Source organism: Lacipirellula parvula, assembly GCF_009177095.1.
In the GTDB taxonomy this organism is placed as follows: Bacteria; Planctomycetota; Planctomycetia; order Pirellulales; family Lacipirellulaceae; genus Lacipirellula; species Lacipirellula parvula.
This window is the reverse complement of the sequence record NZ_AP021861.1, coordinates 5,708,771-5,723,616: the sequence shown is the minus strand read 5'-3', so window position 1 is coordinate 5,723,616 and position 14,846 is coordinate 5,708,771. Positions and strand designations below refer to the sequence as shown.

At 65.0% G+C, this 14,846-nt stretch carries 12 protein-coding genes; 5 read left to right on the top strand and 7 right to left on the bottom strand.

Translation table 11 applies throughout. The annotated features are described in order from the left end of the window. Nucleotides 1–284: 284 nt before the first annotated feature. On the bottom strand, nt 285–1,637 hold the full coding sequence (locus PLANPX_RS22395; protein ID WP_152100879.1) for a DUF1552 domain-containing protein: 1,353 nt from the start codon (nt 1,635–1,637) through the stop codon (nt 285–287). Nucleotides 1,638–1,843: 206 nt separating this feature from the next. After that, complete coding sequence (locus PLANPX_RS22390) at nt 1,844–4,285, bottom strand: DUF1592 domain-containing protein (protein WP_152100878.1); 2,442 nt, start codon at nt 4,283–4,285, stop codon at nt 1,844–1,846. A 331-nt stretch (nt 4,286–4,616) separates the two neighbouring features. Between PLANPX_RS22390 and metF the strand changes: the two genes are divergently transcribed. The 4 genes from metF to PLANPX_RS22370 all read left to right on the top strand — a co-directional run bounded on the left by metF (nt 4,617) and on the right by PLANPX_RS22370 (nt 8,213). Beyond that, nucleotides 4,617–5,495: a methylenetetrahydrofolate reductase [NAD(P)H] gene (gene metF / locus PLANPX_RS22385; RefSeq protein ID WP_152100877.1), complete on the top strand. Its 879-nt coding sequence runs from the start codon at nt 4,617–4,619 to the stop codon at nt 5,493–5,495. Between the two features lie 161 nt (nt 5,496–5,656). Then, entirely contained in the window at nt 5,657–7,168 is a 1,512-nt protein-coding gene (locus PLANPX_RS22380) for a protein kinase domain-containing protein (RefSeq protein WP_152100876.1), read from the top strand. 401 nt (nt 7,169–7,569) lie between these two features. After that, nucleotides 7,570–7,800, top strand: coding sequence for a hypothetical protein (locus PLANPX_RS22375; RefSeq protein ID WP_152100875.1), 231 nt, complete (start codon nt 7,570–7,572; stop codon nt 7,798–7,800). A gap of 86 nt (nt 7,801–7,886) precedes the next feature. Continuing rightward, nucleotides 7,887–8,213, top strand: a complete 327-nt coding sequence (locus PLANPX_RS22370) for a helix-turn-helix domain-containing protein (RefSeq protein ID WP_152100874.1) — start codon at nt 7,887–7,889, stop codon at nt 8,211–8,213. A gap of 107 nt (nt 8,214–8,320) precedes the next feature. Here PLANPX_RS22370 and PLANPX_RS22365 read toward each other — a convergent pair whose 3' ends face one another. The 4 genes from PLANPX_RS22365 to PLANPX_RS22350 form a co-directional block, all read right to left on the bottom strand. Further along, nucleotides 8,321–8,971 (bottom strand): bifunctional 4-hydroxy-2-oxoglutarate aldolase/2-dehydro-3-deoxy-phosphogluconate aldolase, encoded by a 651-nt coding sequence (locus PLANPX_RS22365; protein ID WP_198421800.1) that lies wholly within the window; start codon nt 8,969–8,971, stop codon nt 8,321–8,323. A gap of 123 nt (nt 8,972–9,094) precedes the next feature. Then, nucleotides 9,095–9,877, bottom strand: a complete 783-nt coding sequence (locus PLANPX_RS22360; RefSeq protein ID WP_152100873.1) for a 3-ketoacyl-ACP reductase — start codon at nt 9,875–9,877, stop codon at nt 9,095–9,097. A gap of 111 nt (nt 9,878–9,988) precedes the next feature. Then, the gene (locus tag PLANPX_RS22355) at nt 9,989–11,380 is read right to left on the bottom strand and encodes a glycoside hydrolase family 88 protein (protein ID WP_152100872.1); all 1,392 of its coding nucleotides are present in this window, start codon (nt 11,378–11,380) and stop codon (nt 9,989–9,991) included. A 58-nt stretch (nt 11,381–11,438) separates the two neighbouring features. Continuing rightward, on the bottom strand, nt 11,439–12,254 hold the full coding sequence (locus tag PLANPX_RS22350; RefSeq protein ID WP_172992255.1) for a formylmethanofuran dehydrogenase subunit C: 816 nt from the start codon (nt 12,252–12,254) through the stop codon (nt 11,439–11,441). Nucleotides 12,255–12,285: 31 nt separating this feature from the next. On the opposite strand from PLANPX_RS22350, the gene mobA reads away from it, so the two are divergent. Then, nucleotides 12,286–12,966 carry a molybdenum cofactor guanylyltransferase gene (mobA, locus tag PLANPX_RS22345; RefSeq protein WP_172992254.1) on the top strand — a complete coding sequence of 227 codons (681 nt, stop codon included), beginning with the start codon at nt 12,286–12,288 and terminating at the stop codon, nt 12,964–12,966. Here the strand turns inward: mobA and PLANPX_RS22340 are convergent. Next, nucleotides 12,957–14,576, bottom strand: coding sequence for a formylmethanofuran dehydrogenase subunit A (locus tag PLANPX_RS22340; protein ID WP_152100869.1), 1,620 nt, complete (start codon nt 14,574–14,576; stop codon nt 12,957–12,959). The two genes, mobA and PLANPX_RS22340, sit on opposite strands and share 10 nt — an antisense overlap. Nucleotides 14,577–14,846: the final 270 nt, after the last annotated feature.

Below are 14,846 nucleotides of genomic sequence, written 5' to 3'. Positions count from 1 at the left end.
TCAAAGCGGTAAAGGCTGAGGGACTTTGCGGCTTGCCGATGGCGAGGACGCGGAATGCGCAGATTTTTTCGGCGACGGGAGGTAGATGCGCCGCAGGCTCAGGCTGCACGCGTGGAGCGCGGGGCCACTACTGCGCTGTTGTGGTTCCCTCCCCTTGATGGGGAGGGTTAGGGAGGGGTGACTGAAGCTGGTACCAGCGTTCCACCCCCTCCCCAGCCCTCCCCTCAAGGGGGAGGGGGCCAGAGCATTCAATAAATTTGGGCTCGCGCGGTTGGCCGCTGTCTTTACGCAACGTCGATGCGGTCGAGCTGACCGGTGCTGTCGCCCACGGCGTCGACCCGCACGTCGGCGCTGTGGAGCATCTTGAGATAGAGGTTCATCAGCGGCGTGCCGTTCTCGTACCGCAGGTGGCGGCCGCCGACGATGCCGGCCGAGGCGCCGCCAGCGAGGATGATTGGCAGGTCGTCGTGGTTGTGGGCGTTGCCGTCGCTGATGCCGCTGCCGTAGACGATCATCGTGTTGTCGAGGAGCGTGCCGTCGCCTTCACGCACCGAGTCGAGCCGCTCGAGGAAGTGAGCGAACTGTTGCATGTGGTAATGGTTGATCTTTGCGATCTTGGCTTGCTTCTCGGCTTCGTTCTGATGGTGCGAGAGAGAGTGATGCCCCTCGGCGACGTCGATCATTTGATACGAGCGGTCGCTTCCCTCGTTGGCGAACATCCACGAGGCGACGCGGGTCATGTCGCTCTGCAGCGCGACGGCCAGCAGGTCGCCCATCAGGCGGGAGTGCTTCGCGTATTCCTGCGGCGTGCCGCGGGGACGCGTCATTTGGTCGTCGACGTAGAGCTCGTCGCTGGGGGCGTTCATCCGCTTTTCGATCTCGCGAACGCCGGCGAGGTATTCATCGAGTTTCTGGGCGTCGCTTTTCGCGAGCTGGCGGCGCAAGCCGCGGGCGTCTTGCTGGACGAGGTCGAGGATGCTTTTGCGTTCGAGGTCGCGCTTGGCCCGCGATTGGGTTCGATCTTCCTCGCTGCCGCCGCCGAAGAGGCGATCGAACAGCTGGCGCGGATTCGTTTCTTTGCCGGTGGGGCTCGTTTCCGAACGCCAGGAGATGTTGTTCGAGTAAGCGCAGCTGTAGCCGCTATCGCAACCGCCGGCGAGGCGGCCTTCTTCGATCCCGAGCTCGAGCGACGCGAAGCGGGTCGACTTGCCGAGCTTTTCGGCCGCGACTTGGTCGACCGAGATGCCGGCTTTGATCCCCTTGCCGTCGGTTTTCACCGGGTGGGCGCCGGTGAGGAACGTGGCGGCCGAGCGGGCGTGATCGCCGGCGCCGTCGCCGAGGGCGAAGCCGTTGGCGTGGGTGAGGCCGCTGAGGACTTGGATCTTTTGTTGGACCTTCGCGAGCGGTTCGAGCGTTTTCGGCAGGACGAAGTTGGCGCCTTCGGTGGTTGGCGTCCAATCGGGCATGTGAGCGCCGTTCGGGATGAACAGGAACGCCATCCGCAGCGGCGCCTTGCCGGCGTTGGCAGCCGAGGCCCAAGCCGAGCGGGGGAGCGCGCTTTCCATGAACGGCAGCGCCATCGCGGCGCCGAGACCGCGGAGGAAGGTGCGTCGCTGCATCGATGGGAATTGAGCCATGGTTTTTCAACTCTCCATTGGGTCGTTGCGATTTCGCTGTGGGAGGCGACCGCCCTGTGGGAGGCGTCTCCGACGCCGATTTCGCGTGACCTTTGTGGAATCGTCGCCATTCTTGCGGGTGCATCGGCGTCGGAGACGCCTCCCACAAAATACGGGACGAAGATTCGTTACCTACTCACCTAAACACGTACTCACCCAACTCTCACTCACTCGCCTTCGACGCTGCCGCGCTGCTGGAACGGCGTCGATTTCGCGACCGCGCGGACCATGCTGGCGAACGTGTCGCCGTTGGCTTCCGCCGCGGCGACGACTTCGTTCACCGCACAAGTATCATACGGTTCCAGCCCGCGGCCCAGGCTGAAGATGAGCAGTCTTTCAGCCAAACTGCGTCGCACGCGGCCGTAATCGGCGAGCAGCACGTCGCGCAAACTGGCAGGACCGTCAAGCTTTCGCCCATCGGGCAGTTCGCCCGAGGCGTCGATCGGCTGGCCGGCGTCGGTGTCGCGCCAACGGCCGACGGCGTCGAAGTTTTCCATCGCGAGGCCGATGGGATCCATCCGCTTGTGGCATGACGCGCAAGTGGGATCGGCGCGATGCATCTCCAAGCGTTCGCGGAGCGTTTTGTGCGAGAGGTCGCCGCTCGCGTCGGGCAGGCTGCCGGCGTCTGGCGGCGGGGGCGGCGGCGGATCGGCGAGCAGATGATCGAGCACCCACTTGCCGCGGAGGACCGGCGAGGTGCGATCTTCGAACGCGGTAACCGACAGGACGCTGCCGTGGGCGAGGATGCCGGCTTGCCGTTCCTTGGGGAGCGAGACGCGGACGAATTCGTCGCCGGTCGGTTCGGCCATGCCGTAGTGTTTGGCGAGGCGACCGTTCACAAAGCTATAGTCGGCCGAGAGGAGCGTCGGCAGCGGCAGGTTGTTCCGCACGACGTCTTGCACGAGGCGGAATGTTTCTTCGCGGAAGGCGTCGCGGAGGGCGGCGTCGAACTCGGGGAAGTGCTGCGGGCTGCGCTGCATCGTTTCGAGCTTCCGCGTTTCGAGCCATTGCTCGCTGAAGTTGCGGATGAGTTGGTCGGCCCGCGGGCTGTTGAGGAGGCGTTCGATTTGCGTGTCGAGCTTTTCGCGGAGCCGGCCCTCGGCGGCGAGCGCGAGCAACTCGTCGTCGGGCATCGAGCTCCAGAGGAAGTAGCTAAGCCGCGAGGCGAGTTCGTACTCGCCGACGGGCTGGCCGTTGGCGTCGGCCGCGAGGCGTGGGGCGTCTTCGGCAGATGGCGCTTCGGCGGGGAGCGATTCGTCGCCGATGAAAAGGAACTGCGGCGAGACGAGCACCGCCTGCACGGCGAGCTGCATCGCTCGTTCGAGCGAGTCGCCGCGATCGTGGGCGTCGGCGACGAGGCTGAAGATGCGGTCGATTTCTTCCTTTGTGGCGGGGCGGCGGTAGCCGCGGCCGAGCAGTCGCGCGACGAGCCCGCGGGTGGCGTCGGCCCACTGGTCGGTAGTGCGCCATTGCTGCAGCGTCGGGCCGCCTTCAAGCAGCTGGCGTTGCGCGGCGGACAAATGCTCAGGCTTGAGGGCCTCGGTGGGGCCGACAACGTCGATGCTCAGGATGTAGAGGTTGCGGTCGCGGCGGTTGGGGTCGGCCGCCATCGGTTCCCAGGCGTCGTTCGTCATTTCGACGCCGAGCTTCGCGACGCCTTGTTCCGCTTCGAACTGGGCGACGTAGGTTTGCGGGTCTTCCTTCAGTTCGCCCGGGACGTCGACGTGAGCGAGTTCCTGGTCGCCGTACAAGATTCGCATCTTGGTCGCTTCGGCGCCGCACTGTGATGCGAAGGCTTTAACGCGGACGAGATACGTGCCGGCGCCTTGCAACGGCGTTTCGGCGTGGATGCGGCCGTTTGAGGAGAAGAGACCGCGCACGCCGCGGGCTGCCGCGCCACCGTGGAGTTCGCCCCACGCGGCGGACTGAACGGGCTTGGAAATCATTTCCGGCGAGACGATCGCTTTGAGCGAGATTTCTTCGGCGGCCTGCAGATACTTTTCGAGCAGCACCGGCGGCAGCGAAAGGATGTCGCCGTTGTTGTCGAAGCCGTAGCCGAGTTCGTCGCGGGGAAAGGTTTTGTGAGCGTCGAACTCGACGCCGAGGAGGTCACGAACGGTGTTCTGGTACTCGGTGCGGTTCAACCGGCGGAGTGTTGGCCGGCCGGGGTTTTGCGGCTGCGAGCAATCGGGATCGGCGAGTTCCTCCCGCAGCCAAGCGAGGGCGGCGTCGCGTTCCGCAGCTTCAGGCTGGCCCATGTCGGCGGGGGGCATTTCGCCCGCTGCGATTCGCTCGACGGCCCGCTGCCATTGGAGCCGGCGATGCGGCACGCTGGGGGCGGCCAGGAGTTTGTCGAAGTCGAGGCCCGCTTCCGCGCTGTCGCCGCTGTGGCAGTCGACGCAGTAGGCCTGCACGAACGGGCCGATGGCGTGTTCCATCGTCGGTCGCGGCGAGAGCTCGGCTTCTGCGGCAGGAGGCTCTACGGCAGCGGCCGGTTCCTCAGCGACGGCCGGGCGTGGCCCGACGAACATGCCGCCGACGCCGCACGCTACGGTCGCGGCACAACATGCGCGAAAGAGCAGGCCGGCGTTGGTCGCGTGGTGGGTCAAATCGACGTCCGCGGGCGAGGCAGGGGAGCGTGGGGCAGGATATTCATTATACCCCAATGGCGCCCCTGGCCGCCAACGCCGATCGGGGCGAACTTGGGCGATTGCTCGATTGCGGGACACCGTTGCGGCGCTTAGAGTTAAGTAGGCAAACGGCGCGGCTTGGCGGCCGTCGATTCGCTCCCGCGATTTGCGCGGGATCGACGCCGTGGCCGCATTGCCGCCTATAGAATTTGTTCAAACAGTTACATGATTTAACGCCGAGGTTCGCGACGCGGAGCGTCGGGGACCGCGTCGCCACGCGGAGCGTGGGACGAGGATACAGACCACGCCTATGACTATTCGTGACGCCTACGGTTCGGATCGCTTCGGGCTCTCGTTCGAGCTCTTCCCTCCCAAGACGGCCGAGGGGATGACGAGCTTGTTCCAGCACGTCGACGCGCTGGTGAAGTTCGAGCCGAGCTATATCACCTGCACCTACGGGGCGGGGGGCTCGACGCAAGATCGGACGCTCGACGTCATTTCCGGGGTGCGCGAGAAGTTTGGGTTGCCCGTGGCGACCCATCTTACCTGCGTGGGACTGACTGAGCCGGAGATTGGGGCGTATCTCGCGCGGGCGTTGGAACGCGGCGTCGAAAACGTCGTCGCCCTGCGCGGCGATCCGCCGAAGGGTGAGACGGAGTTCAAGCCAACCGCCGGGGGCTTCTCCTACGCCAACGAACTGGTCGACTTCATTCGCCGCGACTTTCCGCAGATGGGGATCGCCGTGGGGGGCTACCCCGAGAAGCATCAGGAAGCGGTGAGCTTGGCGGTCGACTTGGAAAACCTCAAGCGGAAGGTCGACGCCGGCGCCGACGCGATCATCACGCAGCTCTTTTACAACAACGACGATTATTTCCGCTTCCGCGACGCGTGCCGCAATCTGGGGATCGAAATTCCGATCGTCCCGGGAATTTTGCCGGTGACGAATCTCGCCCAAATTCAGCGGATCGCATCGCTGTGCGGCGCCAAACTGCCGCCGCGGTTTGTGGCGGCGCTCGAACAACATGCCGACGATCCCGCGGGGCAGTTTTCGGCGGGCGTAGACTTTGCGATTGAGCAGGCACTGGGGCTGTTGGAGGGCGACATCCCGGGGATTCACTTCTACGTGCTGAACAAGTCGGAAGCAACCAGCCGCGTGCTGAGCGCCTTGCCGCAGTTTGCCGAAGATTGATGCGATCAATTGGGGCCCGAGCAGCGTAACCATAGCGGCACAGTACCTACCGGCTCCGCGATTGGGCGGGCCGCCCACAAGCTGAAGCGTCAATTCATCCGCCGGCAGCGACGGCGGCCGTCATGCTCTGGACGTCTCCTGCACCTCACTAGCCCTCTCGCATGAGCAACGACCCCCAGGCCAGCGCTGATTTGACGGGTCGCGAGATCGGCGACTATCGAATCTTGCGGCGGCTCGGCGCGGGCGGCATGGCGGAGGTGTACCTGGCCGAGCAACGTTCGCTGGGCCGGCAAGTGGCGTTCAAAGTGTTGCAGCCAGTGCTGGCTCGCGATGCGAACTATGTCGCGCGGTTTCAGTACGAAGCTCGCGCGGCGGCGGCGCTCGTGCACGCGAACATCGTGCAGATCTTTGAAGTCGGGCACGTGGGCGGCGTGCACTTCATCGCCCAAGAGTATGTACGCGGCAGGAACTTGGGCGAGGTACTCAAGCGAGACGCAGCGCTCAACCCGCGGCTCGTGCTCGACGTGCTACGCCAAGTGACGGCGGCGCTCTGCAAAGCGGCCGAGGCGGGGATTGTCCACCGCGATCTGAAGCCGGAGAACATCTTGCTCGGCAACTCGGGCGAAGTGAAAGTCGCCGATTTCGGGCTGGCGCGGATGGAGAGCACCGACGCGAAGACGCTCACGCAAGTCGGTGTTGCGATGGGGACGCCCCTGTACATGAGCCCCGAGCAGATCGAGGGGCGGGCCGTCGATGCGCGGAGCGACGTCTATTCGCTAGGGATTACGAGCTACCATCTGCTCGCCGGAACGCCGCCGTATAACGGCGAGACGGCGCTGGCGATCGCGCTGCAGCACCTCAACTCGTCGCCGCGAGCGATCGAGAATGTGCGGGCCGACGTGCCGAGCGGGCTGGCGCGAATCATTCACCGCATGATCGCCAAGCGGCCGGAGCAGCGGCACCAAAATGCTGCGGAACTGCTGGCCGATTTGCGGAAATTGGCCGGCGAGGCTGCGGCCCAAGGCTGGGGCGAGGGGCTTGAAGATTGGCCGCTCGCCGATCTCATTGCCTCGGCCGATTCCCGCAGCCGCGCGGCCGCCGAGTTGGGACGGTTGATGAAAGAGGCCGCGCAACTCGAGCCGCGGCGTTGGCGGCCGAGTCGCGCGCTGCTCGTGTTGTTTGGCGCCGTCGCGCTGGGGCTCCTGGGCGCGTTTCTGTTCCGTACGCGGGGATATCTCGACGGCCGGCGGGTGGCGAACGTCGAGCGGCGCGATTCCGCTTGGGCCCAATTGTTCCAAGCGAACATCGCGCCGAGTGAAGAAGCGTGGCGGGCGGTGCGGCGTTATTTTCCCGGTCAGGATCAATATATCTACGATTTGGCCGACGTGGGGCTGGTGCGATATTACCTCTTCTATTCGCAGTCGCCCGACTATCGCGACGCGTTGCCGGTGTTGGTGTCGCTCTCGCAGACGAGCGAAGCGCAGTCGCCGAATTCGTCGCTGCGGCCATTCGTCTATGCGGGGCTGTGCGTCGTCAATCAGCAACTGGGGCGTGACGACGAAGCGCTCGCCGCGGCGAATGAATTGAATGGCGCCATGCGCGACGAACTACGGCGCACCGACGCCCGCATTTACGACATGCTGCGCGAGTCGCTGGACGAGCTGGGGCAGTAGGCCACCCTCTCTCAATTTGCTCATCGTCGTATTCCTAGCCCCGGGCTCCGCCCGGGGGTGGGCCACCATTCCGGTGGGCTCCGTCGCGCGTGACGCAAACCCACCCCCGGGCGGAGCCCGGGGCTAGGGAAGGGTTGCGACCACGGTAACGCGCGATTCGCGATCGCGAGGCGCGATTTCTTTGCTGCGCAGAGCGGCCTCTACTCGCTCGGTTTGCGCTCAAATTTTCGACAAGCGCGAGCGAAAAATCGGCCATTTCGAGGGGTACAAAAAACCCACAGAAATAGTGAACAAGTGTATAGTTTTCGGCCGCGCGGTTTGTTAGGTTTTTGCTCAGCGACGCAGCGCTGCTGGCGCTCGTGGCGAAGACCTTTTCAACCCCGTTTTCCTGGAGCCGAACCATGCCACGCCCTGATTTTTCCGCCGACGATGACGCGATTTTCCCCTTCGACGACGGGGCCAATTTCGACGACGAGCAGATGGAGTCGCTGCTGCACCCGACCTTCGACGAGGTCGACGACGAGACGCTGTTGGAGTTCGACGACGAGTACTGGGAGGCGTTGCTGCCCGACGACGACTACGAAGCCTTGCCGGACGAGCGCGACTTCTGGACCGACCAGGAGGCGGCGTAGCGGCGCGATTCGGCAGAGCGAGCCGTGCGACCGCCGTCGGTCGTCTTTCCGTCTACTTCCGCGCCCCTCGAAGAAAGGTCGAACTCATGCTGCCTACCGTGCTGATTTTGGAAATCCGCCGCCTGCTTGATGCGGGAGGAATGTCCCATCGCGCCATCGCCCGCAAAGTCGGGGTGAGTCGCACGACGGTCGCGGAGATGGCTCGCGGCCGCCGCGGCGACTTTGGGCGCGGTCCGGAAGAACGGCGTGCGCCGATTCGGCACGCTACGTCGATTCCGGTCCGTTGCCCAACATGCGGAGGGCTCGTTTATGCGCCGTGCCGACTCTGCGAGGTGCGCGAGCATCAGGCGCGAATCTTGCAATTTCGGCGAGAGTTATTGGAACCGCCGCGCGGGCCGCGCCGCGCGGCGTGAGGCTGGCGATGGGAATAGAAGCCACCGGCTCTGCCGGTGGACGCGGTGAGAGTTGGCGTCGCCGGCAGTTCGTCCACCGGCGGAGCCGGTGGCTTTTACTGAGCGGCTCAGCCGCGGCGAGCGGTGGCGACGATGTCGACGTACTGCTTCGCGAGCGACGACAGACCGTCCCAGTTGCCGGCGTTGACGAGATCTTTCTTCACGAGCGACGAACCGACGCCGATCGCGACAGCGCCCGCTTTGATCCAGTCGGCGGCGGTGTTGAGATCGACGCCGCCGGTGGGGGTGAGTTTTACTTGGGGGAGGGGCCCGTGAACGTCGCGGAGGTATTGCGGCCCGAAGTGATTAGCCGGAAAAACCTTCACGACGTCGGCGCCGGCGGTCCAGGCCGTGGCGATTTCGGTCGGCGTCATGGCGCCGGGGACGGCGACGCAATCGTAGCGGTGGGCCATCGCGATGACGTCGAGGTTCAAGATCGGCGAGAAGAGGAACCGCGCCCCGGCGAGGATCGCCGCGCGGGCGGTCTCGGCGTCGAGCACCGAGCCGGCGCCGACGAGGGCCGACTTGCCGAGTTCGCGGCTCGCTTGGGCGATGACGTCGAGTGCACCGGGGGTAGTCATCGTGATCTCGCACGCCTGGACGCCGCCGGCGGAAAGCGCGCGGCAGACGTTTACCAACTGATCGCCCGAGTCAGCGCGGATGACGGCGATGACGCCGGTGTCGATGAGTTTTTGAAGCGTCGTCAGTCGATCAGCCACGAGTTGCTCCGGCTAGTGCGAATCATTGGGTGCCACTGGCATCTTGCCAGTGCGGATGTGGGTACTCGCTTGGCACTTCTCACTGGCAAGATGCCAGTGGCACCCACAAAAAATATCGAGGAACTACAATCGGCCGATCGTCATGCCGCCGTCGATGTTCACGACTTGCCCCGTCGCGTAGCGGAATTCGCCCCGCGCGAGCGCGGCGACGGCGCGGCCGACGTCTTCGGGCTGGCCCCAGCGAGGTTCGAGCGTGAGGCCGTCGGCGATCATCCGATCATACTTCTCTTTGACGCCGGCCGTCATGTCGGTCGCGATGATTCCGGGGCGAATTTCGTAAACGCGAATGCCAAACTCGGCGAGGCGAACGGCCCACAGCTTCGTCGCCATGCTCGTGCCGGCGCGGGCGAGACAATAGTCGCCGCGGTTGGTCGAGGCGACCTCGGCGGAGATCGACGAGATGTTGACGATGGCGCCGTCGAACGCCGTGTCGGCCTGGCGCTGCTCGATCATCCAGGCGGCGACCGCCTGCGTGAGGAAGTAGGGGCCCTTCAGGTTGACGTTGATCATCTCGTCGAACGATTCGGCGGTCGCTTCGAGAATGTCGGCTCGCACGCGGGGAGCGATGCCGGCATTGTTCACGAGCAGATTGAGCTGGCCGAAGGCGGTGCGGATTTGATCGAGGCAGGCGGCGCGATCGTCGGCGCTGGAAACGTCGCCGCGGACGTAGATCACTTCGGGCGACGACTTGCGGAGCGTGGCAAGCGGTTCTTGCACATCGCTTGCGGGACGCATGCCGTTGATCGCCAAGCGCCAGCCGTCGGCGGCGAGCGATTGGGCGATGCCGAAGCCGATGCCGCGGCTGCCGCCGGTGACGAACGCTGTTTTGTTGTGCGAGGTCGTCATTGTTTTCGAATTTTTTTGTTTCTCGCAAAGGCGCGAAGACGCAAAGGAAACGCAAAGAAGAAGGTCGTGCGATTGGCGTCTTCAGCGTGTTGCGACGCCTGTGCTGAAAGCTCAGCCGGCATGTAGAGGAAGATGAAATGCGTAATACGGTTGAGTTTTTGCCAAGCGTGATACGTAGAGCGCCGCTTCCAAAAGATGATAGTCGCCCCACATGCAGGCTTCGCCGTGCGGCACCCGGGAGCCGGGGGGCGTGTAGTCCCAGTTGCGGGGGCGGTGGTAGATCGTGTGAAGCAGCAGGCCGTCGTGCTGTGGATCGGTGGCGAGGTAGGGCTCTTGCAATAGCGACCGGAGCGTGGTGAGGCCGGCGGCCCAGTAGCGGTCGCCTGCTTCGCGCTCGCCGGCTTGCTGCAGTCGACGGCCTAAGCGAAGCAGGCCTTGGCACGCGATCGCCGATGCCGAGCTATCGACTGGTTCATGGGCGTTGAAGGGATCGGCCGGGCGATCGAGATAGTCGCCGAGCTGCACGAGCCCCGGGGCGCCAGTGTCCCAGTAGGCGATGCCGTCGGTTGGCGTTTGCTCGATGAAAAAGTCGCACGTCGCCCGCGCGGCGCGAAGCATCATCGTTTCAATCGCGCCGCGGCCGCCGTGCGGTGCGAGATCGGCGTCGCTGAGGACGTCGAGGAATTCAAGCTGTTCGGCGTAGCCGAGCATTACCCACGCGAGGCCGCGGGTCCAGGTGGTGAACGGCGAGTAGCCCTGCTGCGTGCTCGGGCAGCGGTAGCGGCCATCGTTGACGTTGAAGATGCTTTCGTGGACGACCCGGCCGCGGAGGTCGTAGGCGTCGCGACCCTCGCCGAAATAGACGTTGTAGGTCGCGTTGGCTTGGGCGTGCTTGACGAGCCGGTCGAGCATGTTGATCGGGGCGTCGTTCTCGCCTAGGGCCTGGGCGCCGACGAGATGTCCGATGGCCAACACCCGCAGAGAACGCATCGTATCGCTAAAGAGTGAATGGGGGCCGTTGAACGAGTAGATGTGGCCACCGCCGTTTTCGATTCGGCTCCACCGCGAGGCCTGCACCGCGGCCGAGGCTTTCAGCGCCAGATCGTAATACTCGAGTTGATTCGCTTCGCCCGGCAACCGGCCCTCAAGGATGAGCCGCCGCATGTTGCCATAGGTGCTGACGTTATTAAAACCGTGGTCGTGGACGCCGAAGTGGGTGACGTGCGAGGCCATGTCGCGGCGGGTGCCGTCGCGGCCGATGGCGAGGAGCGATTCATCGCCGGTGGCGTCGAACGCGAGCAGCGCCGAGCCGTACTGAAAGCCGCGGGTCCATTCGGTCCAGCCTTGGGGTTCGTAGCGGCCCGCTTTCGTGATGACGGGCGACGGCGCCGCGTGGGGGAAGCGTTCGGCGATGCGGCTAATTTTCGGCGCCGCGATCTGCCAAAGGCGTTCGGTCTGCGGAAGGAGCGTTGCGGGCGAGAGAGAAGAGTCGATCGTGATCATCGCTGAATGATGTCTGCCGCGGTTGGGGATGTCTAGGGCGAGGCGGTTCCTCATTCGCTCAGCTAAGCAGCAATTCGCCGCGGCCGCTGTGGAGGAAGTCGCCGTGGAAGAGTTCGACGGCGGCGGCGAGTTGCGGCAGACGATCGACGGCGAACGATTCCGCGGCGAGTTGCGATTCCAATAGTCGCAGCATTGGCAGCGGCCCGCGGTAGCCTGATTTGAACGTCGGCAGCGGCGCGGGGCGCGGGCTTCCGAAAACGCCAATCGTCCCTCGCCGCATCGCCGTGCCGGGGGCGCCGTCGCAACCGCCGAAGACGAGGATCGTGCCGGCGAGCATCTGGTAGCCGAGGTTGGCGCCTGCGGAGCCGGCGATTGCGATGAGGCCGCGCCGCATGCGGAGGCCAACTTCGCTGCCGGCGTTGCCGTCGATAAGAATCGTGCCGCCGCTCATGCCGCGCTTGGCGCCGGCGGTCGCGGCGCTGACGTGGGAGCCGGCATTGCCGTGGACACGAATGAGCCCGCCGCGCATTTCGGCGCCGAGCCAATCGCCGGCGTTGCCGCGGATTTCTAGTCGGCCGCCTTGCATCTGCTGCCCAGCTCGCGGGCCAATCGATCCTTCAACGGTGAGCGTGCCGGCCGTCAGGCCAGTTCCGAGGCCGTGTAAATTTCGGCACTCGCCCGCGAAGGTCCAGTGGTCGCCAGCGGGATCGCCCTCGACGCGGAAGAGTTCACCGAGCGGACGGCGCCGATTGCCGTGGAGTAGCGAGTGGCGGAGCAGGGCGTCGCGCGATTGTCCTGCGAACGCCGCGGGCGCGAGGCCGTCGCACTCGATCGGGATTTGATCGTCGGTCAGGTTGGTCAAACGGAGCGTCATGGCACACAATAAGTGACGGAGCGGCGGCACGGTGAGCGTCGCTCTAGTGTACCGACTCTGGCGACGGGTGGCGCGGGTGAGCGATTCCGACGAAACAGACCGAGCGACGCGCGGCGCCCTCATTCTCTGTGGCGGCGGAAGCCGGCGGATGGGGCGTGACAAGGCGTCGCTGCCGTTTGGCGCGGAGACGATGCTCGCCCGCGTGATGCGGCTGACGGCGGAGTGCGTGCCGCGGGAGCGGATCACGCTTGTCGCCGCGGCGGAGCAGCAGTTGCCGCCGCTGCCCTGGGAGGCGACAGTCATTCGTGATCGCGTGGCCGACCGCGGGCCGTTGCCGGCGTTGGTCGACGGGCTGGCGAGTTTTGAGGGTCGCGCGGCGGCCGTGCTAGTTGTCTCGTGCGACGCGCCGTTGTTGCAGCCGAGGCTGGTGGAGCGACTGTTTCAATTGCTCGCGCGCGACGCAGAAGCAGCGGTTCCTGCGGAGGGGGAGCGGCTGCAGCCGTTGCTCGCCGTTTATCGACCGCGAGTGGCGGAGGCGTTACAGGCTCAGCTCGCGGCGGGGACGACTTCGCTGCATGGGGCGCTGCGTTCGTTGGGCGGCCGAATTGTCGAGGCGCCGGTCGAGCAGTTGCGCGCGGTGGATCCGGAGTTGCGTTCGTTCCTGAATTGCAACACGGAGGAAGAGTACGAGGCGGCGCTCGCCTACGTTTGAGCGTAATGCTTGAACCGCAACGAATAGTGCTTCTCGAACCACTCTTCAACTTCGGGAAGACGTTCAGCGTCGAACGACGGGGCATTGTGCAGCGCGATGCCGGCGGGGGTGGCGCGGATTTCGCCTTGCTCGACGATCGTTTCGCCCGCTTTGATCACCAGCCTTGGCAGCTCGAACATCTCCTGGTAGTTCTCGCTCGGAGTGTAGATCGTCACGTCCGCGTCGGCGCCGGCGCCGAGATGTCCTTTTTGCTTGAGGCCGAGCGCTCGCGCGGGGCCGGAGCGGGTGATGATCGCGATTTCGCCGAGCGTGTACTCGCGGTCGAGGTCGCCGAGGATGCAACGTTCGCGGACGGCGGCGGGGCAGCGGGCGAACGTTTCGCGGCGGAATTCGCGGTCCATCAGCAGGCGGATGATTTGCGGATACGCGAGGAACGAGCCGCCGTTGGGGTGGTCGGTGCTCATCATCACTTGCCACGGATCGTCGACGAGCAGATACCACTCGAGGCCGATCGCCCATTGCAGGGCGTGGACGACCGACTTGCGGCGGTACTCGATCGGCGTGACGCCGCAGCCCGCTTCGACTTCGACGTCGCAGTTGAACCAGCGGTTGCCGTAGAGCTTGTGGAGGAAGTACCCCGCGGCGCCGTCGCCGGTCATCGCTACGGCGTCGCCGAACATCACCTGGCCGACGTCGACCGTGAGGTTGGGGTGGGCGTTTACATAGTCGGCCAAGTCGCGGACGCGGCTCGACATGCTGAACTCGTCCCCCTCGCCGCCGCCGTAGCTGTGGAACTGGATGTGAGCGAAGTGGGCGCGGCGGCTTTCGACCGCTTCCATCGTCGCGAGCGTCGTCCGCCAGTTGCCCGGCATGCCGAGCTGGTTGCAGTGGATGTGCGCCGGATGGGGCAGGCCGAGGTCGTTCGCCGCGGCGACGATCTCGCGGATGACGGCTCGCGGGGTAATCGCGTAGCCGGGAATCGGATCATCGAGTCCGTGACCGCGGGCGGTGGCGGATTGCTTCCAAACTTCGACGCCGCCGGGGTTCACGAGCTTGGGGGCGTACCCCTTCGTGGCGCCGAGGAGCCAGGCGATGAACATTCGCAGCCGCTCGGGATCGTTCGCTTCGATCGCTTCGAGAGCGTACTGGTTGTTTCCCATGAGGATGAAACAACCTTTGTCGATGCACGGCGTGTCGGCGAACTCGAGGTGGGCGTGCCGTGAGCCGAGCGGGGCGATCGCGGCGTCGAACGCGGTGGTGTAACCGAGGCCGGCGTACTTGTAGCCGGTGGCGAACGTGCTGGGGACCGAGCCGAGCGTGCCGCTGCGGGTGAGTTCCGTGCGTGGCAGGACGTTGGCTTCGCCGCGGCGTTGGTCGGGGGTGATGATCCGCGCGGCGTTCGTGGCGGGGCCAGCGATATGGCAGTGGATATCGACGCCGCCTGGCATGACGACGAGGCCGGTGGCATCGATCGTTTTCGCCGCACGGAGCGCGGGGTTGGCCGGCGCGGCGATGATGCGGCCATCCTCGATCCAGAGATCGCCGACTTCGCCGTCGACGCCGTTGGCGGGGTCGTAGATCGTGCCGTTGGCGATTTTGGTGAGGGGCATTGCGGCGGGCGTCAGTTGTCAGTGGCTGGCGATGGGGTGAGCGTAGCTGATTTTTGGGGGGATTTGAACCGCCAAGGATGCCAAGAGCGCCAAGGAAGAAATACATTTTTACCACGAAACACACGAAAGTTGCGAAAGGAATTCTTTTTGAGTCCTCTCGATCCATCTTCCTCTGCGCCTCCGCGCCTCTGCGAGAAAATTCATTTAAGACAAAACCTCTCGCAGAGGCGCGGAGGCGCAGAGAGAGGATGGCAGACACTTTTCTGCTTT

What these genes read in the sequence shown, in the direction of transcription:
- PLANPX_RS22395 (WP_152100879.1), bottom strand. Translation starts at nt 1,637, where the DNA reads ATGGCTCAATTCCCATCGATGCAGCGACGCACCTTCCTCCGCGGTCTC.
- metF (WP_152100877.1), top strand. Translation starts at nt 4,617, where the DNA reads ATGACTATTCGTGACGCCTACGGTTCGGATCGCTTCGGGCTCTCGTTC.
- PLANPX_RS22380 (WP_152100876.1), top strand. Translation starts at nt 5,657, where the DNA reads ATGAGCAACGACCCCCAGGCCAGCGCTGATTTGACGGGTCGCGAGATC.
- PLANPX_RS22375 (WP_152100875.1), top strand. Translation starts at nt 7,570, where the DNA reads ATGCCACGCCCTGATTTTTCCGCCGACGATGACGCGATTTTCCCCTTC.
- PLANPX_RS22370 (WP_152100874.1), top strand. Translation starts at nt 7,887, where the DNA reads ATGCTGCCTACCGTGCTGATTTTGGAAATCCGCCGCCTGCTTGATGCG.
- PLANPX_RS22360 (WP_152100873.1), bottom strand. Translation starts at nt 9,877, where the DNA reads ATGACGACCTCGCACAACAAAACAGCGTTCGTCACCGGCGGCAGCCGC.
- PLANPX_RS22355 (WP_152100872.1), bottom strand. Translation starts at nt 11,380, where the DNA reads ATGATCACGATCGACTCTTCTCTCTCGCCCGCAACGCTCCTTCCGCAG.
- PLANPX_RS22350 (WP_172992255.1), bottom strand. Translation starts at nt 12,254, where the DNA reads ATGACGCTCCGTTTGACCAACCTGACCGACGATCAAATCCCGATCGAG.
- PLANPX_RS22340 (WP_152100869.1), bottom strand. Translation starts at nt 14,576, where the DNA reads ATGCCCCTCACCAAAATCGCCAACGGCACGATCTACGACCCCGCCAAC.